Source organism: Bradyrhizobium sp. IC4060 (assembly GCF_020193715.1).
Classification (GTDB): Bacteria; Pseudomonadota; Alphaproteobacteria; order Rhizobiales; family Xanthobacteraceae; genus Bradyrhizobium; species Bradyrhizobium yuanmingense.
This window is the reverse complement of record NZ_JADYVJ010000001.1, coordinates 1,311,121-1,331,102: the sequence shown is the minus strand read 5'-3', so window position 1 is coordinate 1,331,102 and position 19,982 is coordinate 1,311,121. Positions and strand designations below refer to the sequence as shown.

At 65.4% G+C, this 19,982-nt stretch carries 17 protein-coding genes; 12 read left to right on the top strand and 5 right to left on the bottom strand.

Annotation, left to right across the window (positions count from 1 at the left end):
* Positions 1-152 precede the first annotated feature (152 nt).
* From I6F16_RS06295 to I6F16_RS06285, 3 genes are all read left to right on the top strand, one after another.
* Positions 153-1,781, top strand: coding sequence for a helicase HerA-like domain-containing protein (locus I6F16_RS06295; RefSeq protein WP_225115021.1), 1,629 nt, complete (start codon positions 153-155; stop codon positions 1,779-1,781).
* 170 nt (positions 1,782-1,951) lie between these two features.
* Positions 1,952-3,286 (top strand): glycosyltransferase family 87 protein, encoded by a 1,335-nt coding sequence (locus I6F16_RS06290; protein ID WP_036023168.1) that lies wholly within the window; start codon positions 1,952-1,954, stop codon positions 3,284-3,286.
* Positions 3,287-3,303: 17 nt separating this feature from the next.
* Entirely contained in the window at positions 3,304-4,698 is a 1,395-nt protein-coding gene (locus I6F16_RS06285; RefSeq protein ID WP_225115020.1) for a M20/M25/M40 family metallo-hydrolase, read from the top strand.
* Positions 4,699-4,900: 202 nt separating this feature from the next.
* Here I6F16_RS06285 and I6F16_RS06280 read toward each other — a convergent pair whose 3' ends face one another.
* Together I6F16_RS06280 and I6F16_RS06275 are read right to left on the bottom strand one after the other, a co-directional pair.
* Positions 4,901-5,680 (bottom strand): class II aldolase/adducin family protein, encoded by a 780-nt coding sequence (locus I6F16_RS06280; protein WP_036005973.1) that lies wholly within the window; start codon positions 5,678-5,680, stop codon positions 4,901-4,903.
* 186 nt (positions 5,681-5,866) lie between these two features.
* Complete coding sequence (locus I6F16_RS06275; RefSeq protein WP_074447486.1) at positions 5,867-7,516, bottom strand: glycosyltransferase family 39 protein; 1,650 nt, start codon at positions 7,514-7,516, stop codon at positions 5,867-5,869.
* Positions 7,517-7,845: 329 nt separating this feature from the next.
* Between I6F16_RS06275 and I6F16_RS06270 the strand changes: the two genes are divergently transcribed.
* On the top strand, positions 7,846-8,712 hold the full coding sequence (locus I6F16_RS06270; RefSeq protein ID WP_225149872.1) for a DUF308 domain-containing protein: 867 nt from the start codon (positions 7,846-7,848) through the stop codon (positions 8,710-8,712).
* Between the two features lie 147 nt (positions 8,713-8,859).
* Complete coding sequence (locus I6F16_RS06265) at positions 8,860-9,276, top strand: MucR family transcriptional regulator (protein WP_036005917.1); 417 nt, start codon at positions 8,860-8,862, stop codon at positions 9,274-9,276.
* Positions 9,277-9,381: 105 nt separating this feature from the next.
* Here I6F16_RS06265 and I6F16_RS06260 read toward each other — a convergent pair whose 3' ends face one another.
* The gene (locus tag I6F16_RS06260; RefSeq protein ID WP_057027182.1) at positions 9,382-9,810 is read right to left on the bottom strand and encodes a SufE family protein; all 429 of its coding nucleotides are present in this window, start codon (positions 9,808-9,810) and stop codon (positions 9,382-9,384) included.
* A 70-nt stretch (positions 9,811-9,880) separates the two neighbouring features.
* On the bottom strand, positions 9,881-10,339 hold the full coding sequence (locus I6F16_RS06255) for a DUF5330 domain-containing protein (protein WP_036042942.1): 459 nt from the start codon (positions 10,337-10,339) through the stop codon (positions 9,881-9,883).
* Between the two features lie 412 nt (positions 10,340-10,751).
* Here I6F16_RS06255 and I6F16_RS06250 point away from each other — a divergent pair, with 412 nt between their 5' ends.
* The 4 genes from I6F16_RS06250 (at position 10,752) to I6F16_RS06235 (ending at position 14,065) form a co-directional block, all read left to right on the top strand.
* A complete protein-coding gene (locus I6F16_RS06250) occupies positions 10,752-12,617 on the top strand; it encodes an ATP-binding protein (RefSeq protein WP_057027184.1) in 1,866 nt (621 codons plus the stop codon).
* A complete protein-coding gene (locus tag I6F16_RS06245; protein WP_225111715.1) occupies positions 12,610-13,314 on the top strand; it encodes a peptidoglycan-binding domain-containing protein in 705 nt (234 codons plus the stop codon). Before I6F16_RS06250 ends, I6F16_RS06245 begins: the two co-directional genes overlap by 8 nt.
* 147 nt (positions 13,315-13,461) lie before the next feature.
* On the top strand, positions 13,462-13,674 hold the full coding sequence (locus I6F16_RS06240; protein WP_024339804.1) for a hypothetical protein: 213 nt from the start codon (positions 13,462-13,464) through the stop codon (positions 13,672-13,674).
* Between the two features lie 46 nt (positions 13,675-13,720).
* Positions 13,721-14,065, top strand: coding sequence for a DUF1491 family protein (locus I6F16_RS06235; protein ID WP_036005907.1), 345 nt, complete (start codon positions 13,721-13,723; stop codon positions 14,063-14,065).
* Positions 14,066-14,149: 84 nt separating this feature from the next.
* Here the strand turns inward: I6F16_RS06235 and I6F16_RS06230 are convergent, their stop codons facing one another.
* Complete coding sequence (locus tag I6F16_RS06230; RefSeq protein ID WP_036005905.1) at positions 14,150-15,124, bottom strand: DUF2336 domain-containing protein; 975 nt, start codon at positions 15,122-15,124, stop codon at positions 14,150-14,152.
* A gap of 255 nt (positions 15,125-15,379) precedes the next feature.
* Between I6F16_RS06230 and I6F16_RS06225 the strand changes: the two genes are divergently transcribed.
* From I6F16_RS06225 to I6F16_RS06215, 3 genes are all read left to right on the top strand, one after another.
* Entirely contained in the window at positions 15,380-15,568 is a 189-nt protein-coding gene (locus tag I6F16_RS06225; RefSeq protein WP_036005903.1) for a hypothetical protein, read from the top strand.
* Between the two features lie 16 nt (positions 15,569-15,584).
* Positions 15,585-16,346: a hypothetical protein gene (locus tag I6F16_RS06220; protein ID WP_057027187.1), complete on the top strand. Its 762-nt coding sequence runs from the start codon at positions 15,585-15,587 to the stop codon at positions 16,344-16,346.
* Between the two features lie 273 nt (positions 16,347-16,619).
* Positions 16,620-19,976, top strand: coding sequence for a CHAT domain-containing protein (locus tag I6F16_RS06215; protein ID WP_225111716.1), 3,357 nt, complete (start codon positions 16,620-16,622; stop codon positions 19,974-19,976).
* Positions 19,977-19,982: the final 6 nt, after the last annotated feature.

Genomic DNA, 19,982 nt, shown 5'->3' with positions numbered 1-19,982 from the left:
CTTTCGGCCGATGTTGTCCGTCTGTTTCCGACAATGTCGCATGCGCAGGAGCCGCTGAACCGATTTAATCGGCGCACGAGATGCGTTAAACTACGGAATTGGTGCATTCGGGTTTCGCGACGCGAAACTCGGCAGAAAGATCAGAGAGAATAATGACCGCACAGGACAGCAAGCTCGGCGATACCGACGACAAGATCTTCGTCGGCAAGGGAGACGAGCAGGCTTGGCTGACGCTTGCGTTGGCCAATCGCCACGGCCTCGTCACGGGTGCAACCGGAACCGGCAAGACCGTGTCGCTGCAAGTGATGGCGGAAGGATTTGCGCGCGCCGGTGTTCCGGTCTTCGCGGCCGACATCAAGGGCGACCTCTCCGGCATCTCGGAAGTCGGCGAGGCCAAAGACTTCATCCTCAAGCGCGCCGGCGAAATGGGTCTCAAGTTTCAGCCGGACCAGTTCTCGACCGTGTTCTGGGACGTGTTCGGCGAGCAGGGACATCCGGTCCGCGCCACCGTCACCGAAATGGGGCCGCTATTGCTGGCGCGGATGCTCGACCTGAACGAGGTGCAGGAAGGGGTTCTCAACGTCGCATTCCGCGTCGCGGACGAGAACGGCCTGCCATTGTTGGACATGAAGGATCTGCGATCGCTGTTGGATGCGATCGTGCCCGCCAGCGGCAAGAAGGGACCGGATGCTGAGGAAGATACTTTAGCCGAGATCCGGAAGGCCGCGCAGAGCTTCGGCAATGTGAGCAAGGCGACGGTTGGAACCATTCAACGCCAGCTGCTGGTGCTGGAAAACCAGGGCGGAACGAAATTCTTCGGTGAGCCTGCACTGGAGCTGAAGGATTTCATGAAGACCGATAGCGACGGTCGCGGCATCGTCAACATCCTGGTTGCCGACAAGCTGATGGAGAGCCCCAGGCTCTACGCTACCTTTCTGTTGTGGTTGCTGTCGGAGTTGTTTGAGGAGTTGCCAGAAGCCGGCGACCTGCCGAAGCCAAAACTAGTGTTCTTTTTCGACGAGGCGCATCTGCTGTTCAACGATGCGCCGAAGGCGTTGATGGACAAGATCGAGCAGGTGGTTCGTCTGATCCGTTCCAAGGGCGTCGGCGTCTATTTCGTCACCCAGAATCCGATCGACGTGCCGGACAAGGTGTTGGCCCAATTGGGCGGTCGCGTGCAGCATGCGCTGCGCGCCTTCACGCCGCGCGACCAGAAGGCGGTCGCCGCTGCGGCGCAGACCTTCCGGCCCAACCCGAAACTCGACACCGCCAAGGTGATCACGGAGCTCGGCAAGGGCGAGGCGCTGGTGTCCTTCCTCGAGGGCAACGGCACGCCTTCGATGGTGGAGCGGGTGATGATCCGGCCGCCGACGGCGCGGATCGGGCCGATCACGCCCGAGGAGCGCAAGGCGATCATGAGCAGGAGTCCGGTGAAGGGCAAATACGATACCGCGGTGGATCGTGAGTCCGCCAATGAGATGCTGCAGAAGCGCGTAGCCGGCACGGCTGCGCCTGCCGACGCACAAAATGGTGGAGCCGGCGCAGGCGGCGGAATCCTTGGCCAGATCGGCTCGATCGTGGGCACCATCTTCGGCACCAACGTCAAGCGAGGTCGTCTGTCGACCGGCCAGGTCATTGCCCGCGACGTGACGCGATCGGTCACCAACCAGGTGATCGGCGGGATGGCCGCCAATATCGGCAAGTCGCTCGGCGGCCAGCTCGGCGGCTCGATCGGCCGTACGCTGGTCCGCGGCGCGCTCGGCGGATTGCTACGGCGTTAGGCAGAGCGCCCGGTTTGAGGCAGTCGTCGTATCCGGTGAAGCTCTAGAACGTTGACCGTCGCCTGATATCTGCTCGTCCGAGCTACCACGGCGCACAAATTCAGGTGAAGGGCTCTGCAAGCCTTCGCCGGTCTGCTAGGTCCTGTGTCGTCGCCGCTCAGGACTACATCGTGACCCCGCCCGCCCCGTTGGCCAAGCCTGACGCACCCAGACGCCCGTCGCTGGGTGCGCCGCTGGATCTGCTTTTTCTGCTCTGCTGCGTCCTCCTGATCGCCGACGTGCTCGTCCCCGAGATTTTCGGCCGCGGCAAGACCAAGGACTACTCGCTCTGGTACTGGGCCGGACAGCAGGTCCTGGAGGGTGGGCCGCTGTATCCTGCCACGGCCGTCGAGCATTTCGATTTCATCTATCCACCGCTGCCGGCAATCCTGCTGGCGATCCCGAGCTGGTTCGGCAAGATCCCGCTCTATGTCGTCCTGTCGATCTTGAACGCCGTGGCGTGGTGGTACACCGCGGCGTTCTCCCAGGTCATGACCGGCTCGGACCGCGCGCCGGGTCGTTGGCTCGAGGCGCTGCCGGTCGTCGCCACCGTGACCTTCGTGTTCGACATGTTCGACCTCGGCCAGCCGAACCTCCTCCTGCTGGCGATGATGCTCTACGGCTTCTGGAGCTTGCGGCATCAGCGATCGTGGCTGGCCGGCTTCATGTTCGCGCTCGCCGCCGCCATCAAGGTGTTCCCGATCGCCGTGCTGCCCTATCTGGCCTGGCGGCGCAAATGGGCGGCCCTGGTCAGCGCGATCGTCTTCACCGGCATTCTTCTCTATGTCGTGCCGGCACCGATCCGCGGCTTCGAGCGCAACGCGGCCGAGCTGGCGACCTGGTACCAGGGCATGGTCGGGACCAGCTCGGAAAAGGGCTTTGGCCAGCGTGACGAGCAGAACTGGTCGTGGGTCAACCAGTCCCTCATTGCCGTCACGCATCGGCTGGTCCGGCCGATCAACTACAATCAGGACGATCCCAGCAAGCCGCCGCGCACCATGAATCTGATCGAGGTCGACTACAGGACGGCGAACTGGATCGTGCTCGCGCTGTCGGCGCTGCTCGGGCTCGGCTTCGTTGCGGTCATGCCGCGGCAAGCGCGGCGGACGGCGCGCTCGGATGCCGAAGAGCTCGGCATCTTGTTCTGTCTCATGACGGTCGCCTCGCCTCTGGCCCGGCAATACTATTTCATGTGGCTGTACTTCCCGGTGACGGTGTTGATACATCGGGCCGCCTTCGACGAGCGAGCGCATGTGCGCCTGGGAACCTGGCTTGCCCTCAGTGTGGCCGGCATCCTCATGCTGTTGTCGCTGCCGTGGTTTCCGCTCGCCTTCCAGGCTTGGGGCAACAACCTCGCTGCGACCGCCATCCTCGCAGGGTGTCTCGCCTGGCACATCCGGCATCCGCCGCTTGCGGCTAGCCCTAAGGCTGCACCGGCGCTAAAACCCGGACCTCTTGAGACTTAACAATCAGGATAGCAATCATGGCCAACGCGCAGCTCCAATCCGTGCTCGACCACATCGACAAGGATTTCGATAACAGCCTGCAGCGCCTGTTCTCGTTGTTGCGGATCAAGTCGATCTCGGCCGATCCCGCCTTCGCCGATGATTGCAAGGCTGCCGCCGAGCATCTCGCCAAGGACATCGCCAGCCTCGGTGTTGCCACCGAGGTGAGGCCGACCGCGGGTCATCCCGCCGTCGTCGGCAAGACCGGCGCGGGCGGCCGGCCGCACGTGCTGTTCTACGGCCATTACGATGTGCAGCCGGTCGACCCGCTCGATCTCTGGCACCGTCCGCCGTTCGAGCCCGTCGTCACCGATCATGCCGACGGCCGCAAGATCATCGTCGCGCGCGGCGCCGAGGACGACAAAGGGCAGGTGATGACGTTCGTCGAGGCCTGCCGCGCCTGGAAGAAGGTGACGGGCTCGCTGCCGGTCGACGTCACCTTCCTGATCGAGGGCGAGGAGGAGGTCGGCTCGAAGAACTTCGTGCCCTTCATCGAGGCCAACAAGGACGAGTTCAAGGCCGATTACGTGCTGGTGTGCGACACCAGCATGTGGGACCGCAACACGCCGGCGATCACGACCTCGCTGCGCGGCCTGCTCTATGAAGAGCTCAAGATCACCGCCGCCAATCGCGATCTGCATTCCGGCGTGTTCGGCGGCACCGCGATGAACCCGATCCGCCTGCTCACGAAGATCCTGGGTGGCCTGTTCGACGACGACAACCGCATCACCATCCCCGGCTTCTATGACGGCGTGAAGGACTCGCCGCCCGATATCCTGGAGCAGTGGAAGAAGCTCGATTTCACGCCCGAGACCTTTCTCAAGCCGGTCGGGCTGTCGCTCCCGGCTGGCGAGAAGGGCAGGCTGCTGGTCGAGCAGGCCTCGACGCGCCCGACCTGCGACGTCAACGGCATCTGGGGCGGCTATATCGGCGAGGGCTCAAAGACCGTGATCCCCTCGCATGCCTCGGCCAAGGTCTCGTTCCGCCTGGTTCAGGGCCAGGACCCGCAAAAGATCCGCAAGGCCTTCCGTGATTACGTGACGGCGCGCATTCCCGGCGACTGCAAGGTCGAGTTCGGCGACCATTCCTCCGCGCCCGCAGTCGCGCTCGACTGGACCATGAAGCCGCTCGCCGCCGCCAGCAAGGCGCTCGCGGAGGAATGGGGCAAGGAGACCGTGCTGATGGGCTCGGGCGCCTCGATCCCGATCGTCGCCGACTTCAAGCGCACGCTCGGCCTCGACTCGCTGCTGGTGGGGTTTGGCCTCGACGACGACAACATCCACTCGCCGAACGAGAAATACGACCTGCAGAGCTTCCAGAAGGGCATCCGCTCCTGGGCAAGGATCCTCGCCGCGCTGGCGGAGGTGAAATAGGCGCGGTGCGGTAGGGTGGATTAGCCGAAGGCGTAATCCACCAACTCTTGCGGGCTGCACCAAGAGAAGAGGTGGATTACGCTTCGCTAATCCACCCTACGAAGTTCACGAAACAAAAACGCCGCCCGGAATTGGGCGGCGTTTCATTCCAATACGTGCAGAGGTAGTTCGACGGAAACACTACCTCAATTTCGTGAATATCTCAAGACCGGTAGCCGGGATTGACGCGGTCGAGCTTGCGCAGCAAGGGCGGCCACACGAGGTTGTTTGCGCGCAGCTCGGCGCGGTCGCGGTTGGCGAGCAGCTCGGTGTTCTTCTCGATCGCGATCTCCTCGACCGGATAGACCGGCGTGCCGAGCGCGCGCGTGCGCACCTGCATCGAGCAGGCGCGCTCGAGATGGTACATGCGCTCGAACGCGGAGGCGACCGAGCGGCCGACCGTCAGCGTGCCGTGATTGCGCAGGAGCATGTGGTTGTGGTCGCCGAGATCCTTCTGCAGCCGTGGCCGCTCCTCGTGGTCGAGCGCGATGCCTTCATAGTCGTGATAGGCGAGGTCGTGGGTGACGAGCTGGGCGGTCTGGTTCAGGGGCAAGAGCCCTTCCGCGCTGCTCGACACCGCGGTTCCGTCGAGGGTGTGGAGATGCAGCACGCAGATCGCGTCCTCGCGCACCTCGTGGATCGCCGAATGGATGGTGAAGCCGGCAGGATTGATGCTGTACTCGCTCTCGGAGAGCTGATTGCCGTGCAGGTCGACCTTGACGAGGCTGGAGGCCGTGATTTCCTCGAACATCAGCCCGTAGGGATTGATCAGGAAGTGATGGTCGGGACCGGGCACGCGCGCGGAGATGTGGGTGTCGACCAGATCGTCCCAGCCGTACAGCGCGACCAGGCGATAGCATGCGGCGAGATTGACCCGTTGCTGCCACTCCGCCTCCGTCATGTTGGAGGGGACTTCCCTCAGGCGGGCTTCTGCTGGCGACATGGCTGATCTCTCCGAACCTCGTTGTTGCGGAGGAGGAGCGTAGTACCGCTCGCCGCTGGCAGCAAGGCGCGTCGGGAGCGCGGCAGTTCAGCGTAGCCCGCATGGAGCGAAGCGAATGCGGGGCCGCTCGCGCGACACGGCAGGTCCCGGATTACGCTTCGCTCCATGCGGGCTACGGGGAGATGACTACGGTGCCGGGATCGACAGCAGGCTGGAAATGCCGCGCCCCCGGATGTCGTAGACGCGGGCGAACACCACGTCGTCGCGCTTGATCTCGACCATGACCGGGGCGGTGAGGCCCTTGCAGTAGAACTCGCCGAGCGTCATGGCGAAATCGGCCGCGTTGGAATCCCAGCCGATGGTGAAGTCGGGCCCGAGCGCCACCTGGGCCGGGCGCTGCGGACCGCACACCGCCACCTTCCATTTGCGGTTGCCGGGCGGCACTTCCTGGCGCTCGACGAGCTGCTCGCGCAATCCGTCGGAGGCCTGCTTCAAGGCGAGGCCCCAATAGTCCAGCATGAAGCGGTCGTCGGCGCCGCGCACGGTGCCGGCAATGTGGTTGAAGTGCGTGTATTGATAGGGGTGCAGCCGGATCATCTCGGCGAGCGACAGCGCAAGGCCGAAGCAGAAGGTGGCGAGCACGACCGGCTGCCAGGTGCGGTGATTGGCCCGCAGGCGCTCCATGGTCCAGGCGAAGGCGACGCCGCCGAGCACCGCCATCGGCGGGATCACGAAGACGAAATGGCGGATGCCGTTGTAGAGCGCCGGGCGCTTCACCATCGCGATCGCGAGCGGCAGGGTAGCAGCCAGCGTCAGCATCAGGAGGATGGTCTTGCGGCGTGCCGGAACCTCGCGCCGCGGCAGCATGGCGAAGGTGCTGACGATCGCACCGCCCATCAGAACCAGCATCACCTCGGGCAGCTGCAGGGCGAACAGCGTCGGCAGATACGACCAGGGCATGTCGGGCACCGATACGATCGCACCGTCGAACATCTCCTTCCACGGCTTCTCGAAGAAATGCGAGAAGTAGGTCAGCGCCGCCAAGGGATTGCCTGGCTCCATGATCGACCACGGCCAGATCAGGCCCATCACGAGGTAGCCGAGCACGAGGCCTGGCAGCAACACATAGACGACATGGGCGAAGCGGCGAACGGATTCGCGCGGACCTTCGGTGCGCAATTCCTCCAGGAACAGCGGCACGAAGCCGACCACGGCGTAGACCAGCGCGAGTCCGCCGAGAACACGGCAGCCGAGCGAAAGGCCGGCCCCCAAGCCGACGATCAGGATCGTGCGCGGCGATGGCTGCGGATATTCCTCGGCGAGCCGGACGAGGCCGAGCATCAGGACGACCATGGCGACCGCGAAGGGTGCATCCTTCGGGTTCATGAACATGTGGCCGTAAAAGGTCGGGCAGAGCGCAAGCAGGAGGAGGGAAGCCAGACCGGCAAGCGGTCCGCCGATGCGGCGGCCGAGCCGCCATGTCACGGCAAGCCCGATTACGCCGACGATGGCGCCGACCAGACGGCGGGTCTCGAACAGCTCGAGCGGAATGACCTTGTGCAGCAGGGCCGCGACCATGTCGAAGCCGCCGCCATACATGTAGAGATTGGCGAAGGAGAGCGCCGCGGTGTCCTTGAAGCCGGAACCGAACATGCGCAGCAGCAGGTCGGCATATTCGGCGTGGGTGTAGTCGTCCCAGCCGAGCCCGTAGTCGCGGAAGGTCAAGCCTGCAATGACGGCGACCGCGGCCAGCACCAGCATGGCGAGATCGTCGCAAGTCCGTTCGATCGAGCGCCGCTGAGGCGTGTCGATCGCCGAAGTCGTGATGGATGTCATGGCTATCGGTGCCCCGGAATCCCCTTTTGGCCCTGCTGGCGCGCGCGGGCCTCAACCCCGGACTCCCTATAGCGCAGTTCCATTACCAAGTAATTGGGCATTATGGCTAAATTCCTGATGCGACGCAGCAATTCCGGTTGGCACCCATTCAGCTGACTTTGCGAGCAGCTTTAGCAGTAGCGAGCCCCGGCTGAAGGGAATGTGAATAAGTCCCTGATTTCCTTCCCTTTAGGAACACTGCCCAGAATTGGCCGTTGGCGTGGAACAGCGTATGACGGTATCGTGGCGTAGCGGTTCTCGCGCGTGATGCGCGGCCGGGGGTGAGTTCAATGAATTTGGCATTGCTGATCGTGGGGATTTGCGCCGTGCTGGCGGGTCTCCTCGCGGTGATTTTCGGCATGACGATCAGGGAATTCAGCCTCGGTGGGACTCTCATAGTCTCCGGCACCATTGGCGTCTGCTCCGGAATGTTACTGGTCGGCCTGCATCTGGTGCTGCTCGAGCTCAGGGGCATCGCACGCCGGCTGGCCGGTGCGGTCGCGCCATCCGAGGTTCGGGTCAGGCCCGCGCTGCCGGGCCTCGCTGTGCCTGGCGTAGTCGCGCCCGAGCCGGTGCCCGCTGCGGCGGTGAGAGCCGAGCCGGCGCCGCCGCCACCGCCCGCAAGTCCGCCGCCGTGGCAGAGCGAAGCTGCAGCGCGCGAGCGGCCGCGTGCCGAGGCACCGCAGCAGGAGCCGGAAGCCCCGACACCGCCTCCCGCTCCGGAAGCGTCGCGCCGGCGCAACCTGCTGTTCGCCTCGACCTCGCGCAAGGAGCGCGAGCGCGCGGAGGCAAAATCCACTGAAACTCCCCCGCCGCCCGCGGAGCCCAGCGAGGCCCCGAACCTTTCGCCCCCTGCGAGCTTCGACGTCGCCTGGCCGAAGCCGGACCGTGCGCGCCCGCCGGAGCCGCCGGCCGCCCAACGCCGTCCGCCGCCGCCGCGCTCGCCGTCGACCTTGGCGGAGACCGCTCCTGAGCCGGCGCCCGAGCCGCCGCCGCTCGTGGAGCCCCCGCCGGTGACGGTGCTCAAGTCCGGCGTCGTCGATGGCATGGCGTATTCGCTCTATTCCGATGGCTCCATCGAGGCGCAGATGCCGGAGGGCATGATGCGCTTTGCCTCGATCGACGAGCTCCGTGCCCATCTCGACCAGCGCGGTTGAAGCGACCGCGCGCTCAAGTAGACGGGCGCTTTTCACCAGTAATCAGTGCCTCGCCGTCAGTCATCGTGTTTCAGCCGAATGTATTCTTGACAGGGAATACTTCGGTGTCGTCAATCCTGTAAGCCACAAGCGGACAAGGGAGGGCGCATGTCGGATGCGGGGGCGAAGAATTTCATCGAGCTGACCGCGAGCATCGTGTCGGCCTATCTCAGCAACAATCCGACGCCGGCGGCCGAGATTCCGAACCTGATCAGTCAGGTGCATGGCGCCTTGGTGCGGGTTTCGTCAGGCCGCACCGAGACTGCGCCGCTGGAGCCGGCCAAGCCCGCCGTCTCGCTCAAGAAGTCGATCGCGCCCGATTATCTCGTGTGCCTCGAAGACGGCAAGCGCTTCAAGTCGCTGAAGCGCCATCTGCGCACGCAGTACAACATGACGCCGGAGCAGTACCGCGAGAAGTGGGGCTTGCCGGCCGACTATCCCATGGTCGCCCCGAACTATGCGGTGGCGCGCTCGCAACTGGCCAAGCAGATGGGCCTCGGGCAGCAGCAGCGGAAGCGGAAGTAGTCGGGGTCTTGTAGGGTGGGCAAAGGCGCAAAGCGCCGTGCCCACGAGTTTTCATTATACACGGGAGGTGGGCACGCTCCGCTTTGCCCACCCTACGAGAGCATCTTACGACGCTTCCGCGAGCGCCTCTCTCGCATCGGTCTTGATGCGCTCGACCATCGAGCGCAGGCCATTGGAGCGCTGCGGCGTCAGATGATCGCGAAAGCCGAACTCGTTGAACACGGCGATCGCGTCGGTATTGAGGATCTCCCGCGGCGTGCGGCCCGAATACAGCGCGAGCACGATCGCGACCAGCCCGCGCACGATATGGGCGTCACTGTCGCCGCGATATTTCAGGACCGGCTCGCCATTGCTGCGATCGACCGTCTTCTGCAGCCAGACCTGGCTGACGCAGCCCTGCACCTTGTTCTCGGCCGAGTGTTCCGCCTCCGGCATCGGTTCCAGAGTGCGGCCGAGCTCGATGACGTACCGGTAGCGGTCGTCCCACTCGTCCAGAAGCTCGAAATTATCCCTGATGTCGTCGATCGTCGTCATATCGGCCCGCAGTTCCCGCTTACCGCCAATATAGAGACGCGAAGCCCTGAAATCGATAGGGCCTGGACGCTTAATTCGCCGGCCCCGGTCCGCGCCATTCGAGCGCAAGGTCGTCCTGGGTCAGGGTATCGCGCGGCGCCTCGCTCGCTGCAAGATCGCCTTCGCCGGCCAGCGCGATCGAGCCGGTATGGTCGGGCGCCTTCTTGCTGTCGGTCTTGCTGCCGTCGTTCCTGCCGCCGTCGTTCTTGTCGTTGGTGATCTGCTCTTTCTTGTCGTTGATGATCTGATAGAGCTTCTTCGCGCCGTCCTGGGCGCGCTGGCCGATGATGGTCGCGGCCTGGCCGCCGACCTCGCAGGCCGCCGGCTGGCGCTTGCAGAACTGGGTCACGTCGGAAACGGCCGCGGTCGCGGCCTGCACCGCATCGGCGGCGCCGATCTGCGGCAGCTTGTCCGATTCGGGCGTCTTGTCCCGCGGCAGGAGCACCAGCACCAGCCCGAGCCAGAATGTGATGCGGAGCAGAAAGCGCATCTTATCGACCTGTCCGTTAGACTCCGCCCGCGGCGATCTCCCGCGGATGTCGGACCTAGCGATCCTCGATAAATCGCAAGTGATTGCCTTGAGCTTAATTCGCGGAAAATTGACGTCAGATTCTTCGGGAGCGACGTTCCGGTAAATTTTCGATTGACGCCCGTACCCATGGTTCTGCCGGCCGCCCGCATCCACCAATTCGAAACCATGCGGAGCAGGGTGAAACCCTGCGTTCACCATTCGCAGCGAAGACGTCGCCAAATCGTCTAAAAAGCTCCGCGATAACGCGGTGTCCGGCCACACGCTGTGCCGCCTTAGCACTCGTTTAAGGTCGCTCTGACACGGTGGCTCAACGACAAGGAGGCGTTCCGGCGCGTCTTCCAAGAGACGATTGAGCCGAAGCGCGAGACCCGTGACAGTTTTGAGTATCATCCGCGATTGTCTCGATGCACTGCTGCATCCCTCCGCGCGCTACGATGCGCTGATGCGCGCGCGCCATCGCGCCTTCATGGCACCGCGGCTGCTCGGCAGCCTCGCCGCCTTCGCTGCATTTCCGGTCTATCTCGCCATGCGCGGCGCGCCGAGCGCGATCGAGGTCGCGGCCTTTGCCTGGCTGATCGCGCCGATCATGTTGTCCTGGTTCCTGTCGCGCACCGGCCGTTACGAGGGCGCGCACGTGCTGTCGTCGCTGGCGCTCGCCGGCCTGATCATGGCTGTCGCGATCACGACGGGCGGCATCGAATCCTTCGCCGCGGTCTGGCTGATCGTGGTTCCGCTCGAAGCTGCGCTGTCGGCCTCGCGCCGCGTCGCGGCGTTTGCCTCGCTGCTTGCGCTGTCCTGCGCCGGAATGCTGATTCTGGTCAGCCAGCTCGGCTGGCTGCCGGTGGTTGAGCCGAGTGCCGCCGAGCGCGGCGTGCTGATGGCTTTCGGGGTCACGTCTGCCACTCTTTATGCCGCCGGCCTCGCCTTCGGCGCGGAATCGCTCGCGCGCACCAGCGTCGCGCTGTTGTCGCGCGAGGAGGAGCGTTACCGCCTGCTGGCGCGCAACATGAGCGATGTCATCTCGCGGCATCAGCGCAACGGTGCGGTGCAATTCATCTCGCCGGCGGTGGAGGCCATGCTCGGAGCGCAGGTGGCGCAACTGCTCGGCCACGGCCTGTTCGACCGTGTCCATGTCGCCGATCGGCCGGCCTATCTCACGGCACTGTCCGACGCGGCGCGCGGCGAGGTGCGCAGCGTCGAGTTCAGGCTGCGGCGCGAGCCCGCCGCCGAGCGCGGCCAGGTCGATTTCATCTGGGTCGAGATGCGCTGCCGTCCGCTCGATCAGGACAGCGCGCGTGACGTCACGTGCGAAGCCGAAGTCGTCGCGGTGATGCGCGACGTCACCGACCGCAAGCTTTTCGAGCAGGCGCTGGACCAGGCGCGCAGCGCCGCCGAGGCGGCCGATGCCGCCAAGACGCGCTTCCTCGCCACCATGAGCCACGAGCTGCGCACGCCGCTCAACGCCATCATCGGCTTCTCCGAGATGATCGCGCAGGAGCAGGCCTTGATGCTGGGTGCTGCGCAGCGCAAGGAATACGCCCAGCTGATCAACGATTCCGGCCAGCACCTGCTGTCGGTCGTCAACGGCATCCTGGACATGTCGAAGATGGAATCGGGCAATTTCGAGATCGCGTCCGAGCCGTTCGCGCCGCGCGCTTCGCTATTGCATTGCTGCAATCTGCTGGCGCTGAAGGCGCGGGAGAACGGCATCGACCTGATCACCGACGCGCCGCAGGACCTGCCCGTCATGACCGGCGATCCCAGGGCCTTCAAGCAGATCGTGCTCAACCTCGTCGCCAACGCCATCAAGTTCACAGAGCGCGGCGGTCAGGTCTGCGTATCGGCCGCGGTGTCCGGCTCGCAGCTGACGCTGCGCATCAGCGACACCGGCGTCGGCATCGCGCCCGACGATCTCAAGCGCATCGGCGCGCCGTTCTTCCAGGCCGGCACGACCTATCAGCGCCGTCACGAGGGCACCGGCCTTGGACTTTCGATCGTGAAGAGTCTCGTGGCGTTGCATCTCGGCGAATTGACGGTACAAAGCAGGTTGGGCGAGGGCACGGCGGTCACCGTCAAGCTGCCGCTCGTCTACACGCCGCCGCAAGCCAAGCCGGCCGAGCGCAAGATTGCGACGCTGACGCCTGTGCTGCGCCAAGAACTTCAAGGTCAGGATCTTCAAGACCAAGCTCACGACCAGTCTCAGGACCAACCCGCTCTGGTGAAGAAAAGTGCCTAAGAAGTCTGCCAAGGACGAAGCCGCTCCGCGCCGCCGTGGCGCCAAAGCTGCGGTTGTCGACGTCGAGACCGAGCGCAACCTCGTGATGCGCGTGCTGCTGCACAGCCCCAAGGACACGCTGGCCGGCCTCGTCGCCGTCGCCGCGATCGCCGCGATCGTTGCCAATGCGCTGTTCCTCCAGACCGGCCGGCATCCCGCGCCGATGTTCGGCACAGTGATCAATCTTCCCGCGCCGTCGTCCGTGCCGCTGTCGAATCCCATGCCGCGTCCGCGCCCCGTCGGCGCCGATACCTCGCCGCTCGAGCCGCGCGCGACCGAGTTCCGTGTCGAGCCTAAGCCTGCCGAGCCCAAGCCCGCCGAGCGTGCTGCCGAAAAGCCGGTCGAGGCGACCGCCTCGACGCGCTCGAATGATCCGATGACCAATCTGGTCAAGGCGACCACCTCGACGCCGCCCGCGGCCCTGCGTCCGCCGGCGCCGATCCCGGCGCAAAGCCCGGCCGCACGCCGCATTGCCGGCGTGCAGCGCGCGCTGTCCGAATACGGCTACGGCAATTTGAAGATCACGGGCAGCATGAGCGCCGAGACCCAGGGCGCGATCCAGAAGTTCGAGCGCGAGCACAAGATGCAGGTCACCGGCCAGGTCTCGGACCGGCTGCTGCGCGAGCTCGCCGCTGCGATCGGCCGCCCGGTCGAATAGCCGCACGTCGAGTGTCGTTGACGCAGGTCAATTGCCGGCGCCGGCACGATGGACCGGATCCGATACGATTGCGATTTGAGTGGGATCAATGACGGCCGGCGGCCGCAGAAACAAGATGGCTCATCTCATCAAGGAAGAGAGGTCGTCATGTTCAAGGTCTCGATTCTCGTCTGGATCATGCTCGGCACGACGCTGGCGGGCATCAGCCTCATCGTGGTGCTGATGGTCCCGAGCTTCGCCGCCGACGCCATCAGGAACATTCCCTATGCCGTGGCGGTAGGATTTGCACTCGCTATGCCGCTGTCATACTTCATCGCAACGCAGATTCGCGGTGGTCAGGACGGCACGCGCAAGGCGTGAGACGTAAAGCTGGCGTGAGGCCTCGCACTGGCCTATCGTCGAATTCATGCGTTTGAAATCCAATATTTGGGTGGCGGCTTACTTGCGCCGGTGCCAGACCGAGGGCGTGTTCGGCGCCGTGCGGCGTCGCGGTGCCGAGGAGGCGGGCGCGGTGTTCGTGAAGGTGTCGCTGCTCGACGGCCATGCCATGCTGTATGCGCCGGCGCCGCAGACCGTCTATGACGACGGCCGGCCGGTCGACCGCTTTTTCGTCCCTGTCGCGCCGCAGCCTCTGCCGGATCACACGATCGAGGAGCGGCTGACCAAGGAAATCCGCTTCGATCCGGATGCCTGGATCGTCGAGACCGAGGATCGCGCGGGCCGGCATTTTCTGGAATTGGCCAAGGCGTAGCCTCAACCGGCATTGCTCGCAATGACGGGGTTGGAGTTCGTTGCGTGCCTCGCCGCTGCCGCTCGCTGAGGCGGCGTAAGCAAATCAGCGATCCGACGGATTGGTCCCCGTCCGCACCGCCGGGCTCGAGCCGGGCTGCACGCCCGGCCGCGTCTGGCTCGCGCCGGCGCGTGCGCGCTGGCGCTCCCCGTCATGCAGCGAGGACTGATACTTCGCGCGGGTGACCGCGAGCGTCGAGCCGCGCCAGGCCGCCAGCATCACCAGCGCCGATCGCTCGGCGAGACGGTCATAGAGCCGCGACAGGCGGTACACGGCGTTCACGGACGTTCCGATCTCCGGCTTGAAGAACAAGAGAATGCGCTGGAACACCGGGCTCGGCATGTCGAGCGCGCGTGCGGCAACGGCAAGCGCCTCGCCGCCGGCATCGTCGACGATCTGGGCTGCGACGCGCGAGGGCAGGATCAGGCTGTCGCCGAGCTCGAAGGTGAAGCTTTCGATATCGCCCGCGATCGCCGCCATCTCCAAGATCTGGATCGCGCGCTTGGCGCGCACGGTCGGAATACGGGGGGCGGCTTTCAGCGGGGTCTGCGCCAGATTGTGCAGGATCAGCGCGCGCTCGGAGGCGCCGGCGCGGAAGAACATGTCGTGGATCTCGGCCGCCTCTTTCGGCTGCATCGCCAAGTTGGCGGCCATGCGTTGCTCGGCCTCGGTCGGCACGCGCGCCGGAGCAGACGCGCGCGGCGGGGCGGGGATCTCCCGGGCCAGTGGAACCCTGCGGCCTTCCTGGGTGGCGACCAGGCCGAGCTTCTGCAGGATCGGGACGGGCGTCTGCGGATAGACCGCGAGGCGGGCCTTGACGGCCGCGCGCGTCGCATCGTCGACCTGGTCGATCAGCCGCGTGGCGAGCTCGACGAATTGCCGCTGCTCGTCGTCGCTGTGGGTGCTCGTCTGGACATAGAGGTCGGTCAGCACGCGCAGCAGCGTCGGACGGACATCGACACCTTCGCGACGGGACAGGGTCATCAGCCCGTCGAATCCGGGAAACAGCGACTTGGTCATGGAGGCGTACGCAACTCGGGAAAGATACTTGGGGGCGAGCCTAGCGCAGCTTCGTTTAAAGCCTCGTTAAGGAAAACGAGGCGTGAAGCCGGCCCTGCAATTTGAGGCGTTGTCGTGCCGCAACGGGACGGCGCGGCGCGGTCCGTGCGGCTACGGTTGAAGCGGCCCGTTTACACCCCGTTAACCATGAGCTGATCTTAATGAATGCATGTTGCTGGGGCGCGTTCGGTCGCGCGGCAATTGAAGAGAGCTGACATGGGGACCATCATCGAATTTCCGGCCGGTCGCCGGGTGGGCTCGTCCGGGGATGTCGCTCCGCGCGCGGACATGGGAACGGTTCTGATCCTTCCCGTGATTCGAATCGAGCGCGAGGCGGACGAAACCAGCGGCGATCGCGGACCGGAGCAGGGCACAGCGCCGGGGCGCCGTCGTCGCCGCCGCTGACATTCGGCTTCATGCAATGCCGGACGTCATCCGCCAGATCCGGCCTGTCCTATCGGCCGTCCTGCTCACGCTGCTAGGCGCGTTGCTCGCGGCGTGTAGCGGCGGCGACTTCGGCCGCACCCGCGAGAGCATGCGCAGCGACGACATGCATCGCTGGCTCGGTGCGGAGGTCACCTCCAGCGTCGGCCTGAGACCATCGCAATTCCAGCTCACCGACGAAGAGCGCCAGCTTCGCGATCTCGCCTATCCCATGATCGAGCCGCCGCTGTCGCGCCCCGCATGGAAGAGCGTGTTCGGCGACTACAAGGCGCTGCCCTCGCCGTGGCGGCAGAAGGTCGTGTTCGACCGCACCATGTACGGGCGCACCCTGATCGACGAGCCGCACCGCTCGCATTCCTCGCGCTATGCGCAGCTGATCGAGGACGTGCGCAACGACATCACCCGCTTCGAGCCGTTCTTCGCATCCGCGATCCGCGTCATCGATCTCGACAGGAAGCGCGATGCCAGCATGGCGCGTGTCTCCGCGCTGTCGCCGAGGGAGAGGGACGACGCGGTCGCGCGCATGCAGGAGAACTCGCTGATCATCCAGTGGGTGCAGCAATGCCTGGAACAGCGCATCTCGTCCTACCGCTGGGCGCTGGAGCGCCTGGTGATCCAGGCCCCCGACGGCATGGCCGCCGATGCCGACCGCCTGATCGGCGAGCTCGCCGCCCAGACCGCCAATCCGCCGGTCCAGGGGCACCCGCCCTATGGTCGCGCGGTGGTCTCGAAGGGCTAAGCACGAGTCGTCAACCCTTTGAGCGCGGCCGCCCCGCGGCCGATCGGCCCGATTCCCCGGGCCGCCTGACCGGTTCCACGGGAGTGCGCCGCCTGTCGCCGCCCACCAGTTGAGGTCCTCCGGGAACCGCATTGATTGCCCTTGTCCTTCCGCGCAGGCCGGATAGGATCACCACGTTTCTTTCGAATTCATTTTGTCCAAAGGTCCTTCGAGATGAGCTTAGACGCCGCGCGTCTGCGCAAGTGCCGTCGGGACATTTCCTCGCGCCGCCTGTTGGCAGTTGCCATTCTGCTCGGATCGACCGGCTCCGCAGTCGCGCTGACCAAGGATGCGGCGCTCGATAATTGCCGGATGAGGGTCGGCAAGCCGATCGTGCAGGCCTGCATGCGCGCCGGCGGCGGACCTGCCGGAGGCGCAAATCTCGAAGCCTGCCGGGCAAAAGCAACGCCGCAGGTCAGGGCCTGTGTCATGGCGGCGCTCAAAGCCGCCAATGGCCGCGCCAATGTCGCCGTCGAGCTTCCCAAGGAAACGGCGCCCAAGCTCGATGCAGGCACGGCACTGCCCAAGGATTTCGTCGCCCCGCCGCGCAGCATCTCCGACATCACGGCGATCCTCGACGGCGACAAGCCCAACGAGAAGATGATCGCGGAATTGAAGTCGGAGGCCGACGCCGTGCCCACGGGCAAGGAGTCCCGCCAGGACCTCGCGCAGCTCTATTTCGATCGCGCCAATGCCCGCGCGCAGCTCGGCCGGCTCGCCGAAGCGATGGCTGACGCCGACAAGGCCGTGGAGGTCGGGCGCGGCGCCGTCGGCCCGAATTTGCTGGGGCGCATGTTGCAGCTCCAGTCCCTGCAACACTCGCTCGCGGGCGATCCGAAGCGCGCGCTCGAGATCATGCAAAGACTTTTGCGCGAATCGGCCAGCATGCCCGGCGCCAAGGGATTTCAGTTCGTGACGAACCGTGGGATCGCGGTCGTTCTCATCCAGATGGGCGACCTCGCACAGGCCGAAGCCTATCTCCGCCGCACCCAGACCGCGATCCAGGAGGCCCGCACCAGCGGCCATCCCAATTGGCGTGCGGCCTATGCGAAGTTCGGCCAGAGCTGGGAAGGCGAGCTGGAGCTCACTCGCGCCGCGATCTTCGAGGCACGCGGACAGTTCGCCGATGCCGAGGCCGCCTATCGCACCGCCGAGCTGCGCAAGCGCGCAAGCACGAAGGCCATTATGGCGTCGGACAGTGCGCCGGCCGAGACCCTTCTGCTGCAGGCGATCGATGGCACCGTGTTGAGCCAGGCGCGCATGAAGGCGAAGCAGGGCAAGCTGGCCGAGGCCGAGGTGGATGCGCGCCGCGCGCTGCTGTCGCGCCTGAAGGATACCGGCAAGTACAATCCGGTCACGCCGCGCTTCGTCATGGGGCTGGCGGGCATTTTGGTCGACCAGGGCCGCTACGAAGAGGCCGAGAAGCTCGGCCGTGTCGCCCTCGACATCAACAAGACGGTGGGTGTGCCCGAGGATTCGCAGGCGACGGTGCAGTTGCTGTCGCAGCTTGCGGGCATCCTGACGCTTCGCCGCCAGAACGCCGAAGCGGGCGAAATGTTTGCGAGGATAGAAAAGGCCGTCGCCGGCTGGGACCCGCAGCGCCGCCAGGTGTTCGAGCTCAATCCCTCTCGCATCCTGTCCCTCTATGATTCCGGACAGCTGGACGCCGGCATTGCCGCCGCGGAGCAGCTCGTGAAGAGGCAGATCGCACGGGTGGGGGAGAATCATTTCGACGCCGCCTCGGCACGCGGCACGCTGGCGGTCGGATTGATGCGCGCCCGCCGCGATGCCGATGCAATCCGCGAGTTTAGGGCCGCCATTCCGGTGATGATGGCGAGCGCCAACGATAACGCCGACGACGAGAACACGACGGTGGTGGCCGCGCGCAGCCAACGGCTGCAGACCATCGTCGAGAGCTATCTGCTGCTGCTCGGCAGGGTGGAAGGAGGCGGCACCAATGTCGGCGAAGAGACGTTCAGCCTGGCCGATGCCGTCCGCGGCCGCTCGGTGCAGCAGGCGCTGGCTGCCTCGAGTGCGCGTGCGGCGGCAAAGGATCCCGCGCTCGCCGAGCTCGTGCGGAAAGAGCAGGATCTGAGCAAGCGGGTCAACGCCCAGCTCGGTACGCTTAACAACGTGCTCGCGCTTCCCGCAGCGGAACGTGACGAGAAAGGCGTGCAGCAGATACAGGCCTCGATCGCAGCGTTGCGCGGCCAGCGCGACAAGGCGCGCCAGGAGATCAAGCAGAAATTCCCGATCTATGCCGATCTCGTCTCGCCCAGGCCGCCGAGCGTCGCCGAGATCCGCGCGACGCTGACCGACGGCGAGGCCATGCTGTCGTTCTATTTCGGCCAGAACGGCAGCTTCGTCTGGGCCGTGCCGAAGTCGGGGCCGGTGGCATTCGCCGCCGTCCAGGCCAGGATCGGCGACATCGAGAGCAAGATCCGCAAGCTGCGCGAGGCGCTCGAGCCGCAGGCGGCGATGATCTCGGACATTCCGCCCTTCGATCTCAAGCTCGGCCATGAGTTGTACGAGCTGCTGCTCAAGCCGGTCGAGAGCGGCTGGAAGCCGGCCAAGAACCTGATCGTTGTCACCAACGGTGCGCTGGGCCTGCTGCCGCTCGCCTTGTTGCCGACGGCACCGGCGGAGGTGGCCGCCGACGAAGACCCGCTCTTCGTCGGTTATCGCAACGTGCCGTGGCTGGCGCGAACCCATGCCGTGTCGACGGTGCCGTCGGCGGCGGCTCTGCGCACGCTGCGGCAGTTGCCGCCCGGCAAGCCCGGCCGCGGCGACCTCGTCGCGTTCGGCGATCCCTATTTCAACAGCGATCAGCACGCCGAGGCGGAAGGCACGGGTGAGAAGATTCAGCTGGCCGATGCCGGCGGCAACATCACGCGCGGCGGGCCGCTGAAGCGGCGCAACAGTCCCAAGCTCGACGGCGTCGATAGCGCCGAACTCGGTCTGTTGCCCCGTTTGCCCGACACCGCGGACGAGTTGAAGTCGATCGCGCTGGCCTTGCAGGCGGATCCCTCGAAGGTGCTGTTCCTCGGCAAGAGCGCGACCGAGAGCGCGGTGAAGACGATGAATCTCTCCGGCTTCAGGATCCTGGCCTTTGCGACCCACGGTCTAGTCCCGGGCGAACTCAACGGGCTGACGCAGCCGGCGCTCGCTCTGTCGTCGCCGGTGGTGACGGGCGAGGGCGGCGACGGACTGCTGACGATGGAAGAGATTCTCGGTCTCAAGCTCGATGCGGACTGGGTCGTCCTGTCGGCCTGCAATACCGGCGCCGGCGCAGGCGCAGGGGCCGAGGCGGCCTCCGGGCTGGGCCGCGCGTTCTTCTACGCCGGCACGCGCGCCCTGCTGGTGACGAACTGGTCGGTGCACTCCCAGTCGGCGCGGCAATTGGTGACGGACCTGTTCAAGCGACAGGCCGACGATCCCAAGCTGTCGCGCAGCGAAGCGCTGCGCCAGGCGACGATGGCTCTTGTCGATGGTCCCGGCTATCTCAACAGCGAGGGCAAGACCGAGTTTGCCTATGCGCATCCGCTGTTCTGGGCGCCTTACACGATCATCGGCGATGGCGGCTTGCGTTGACGAATG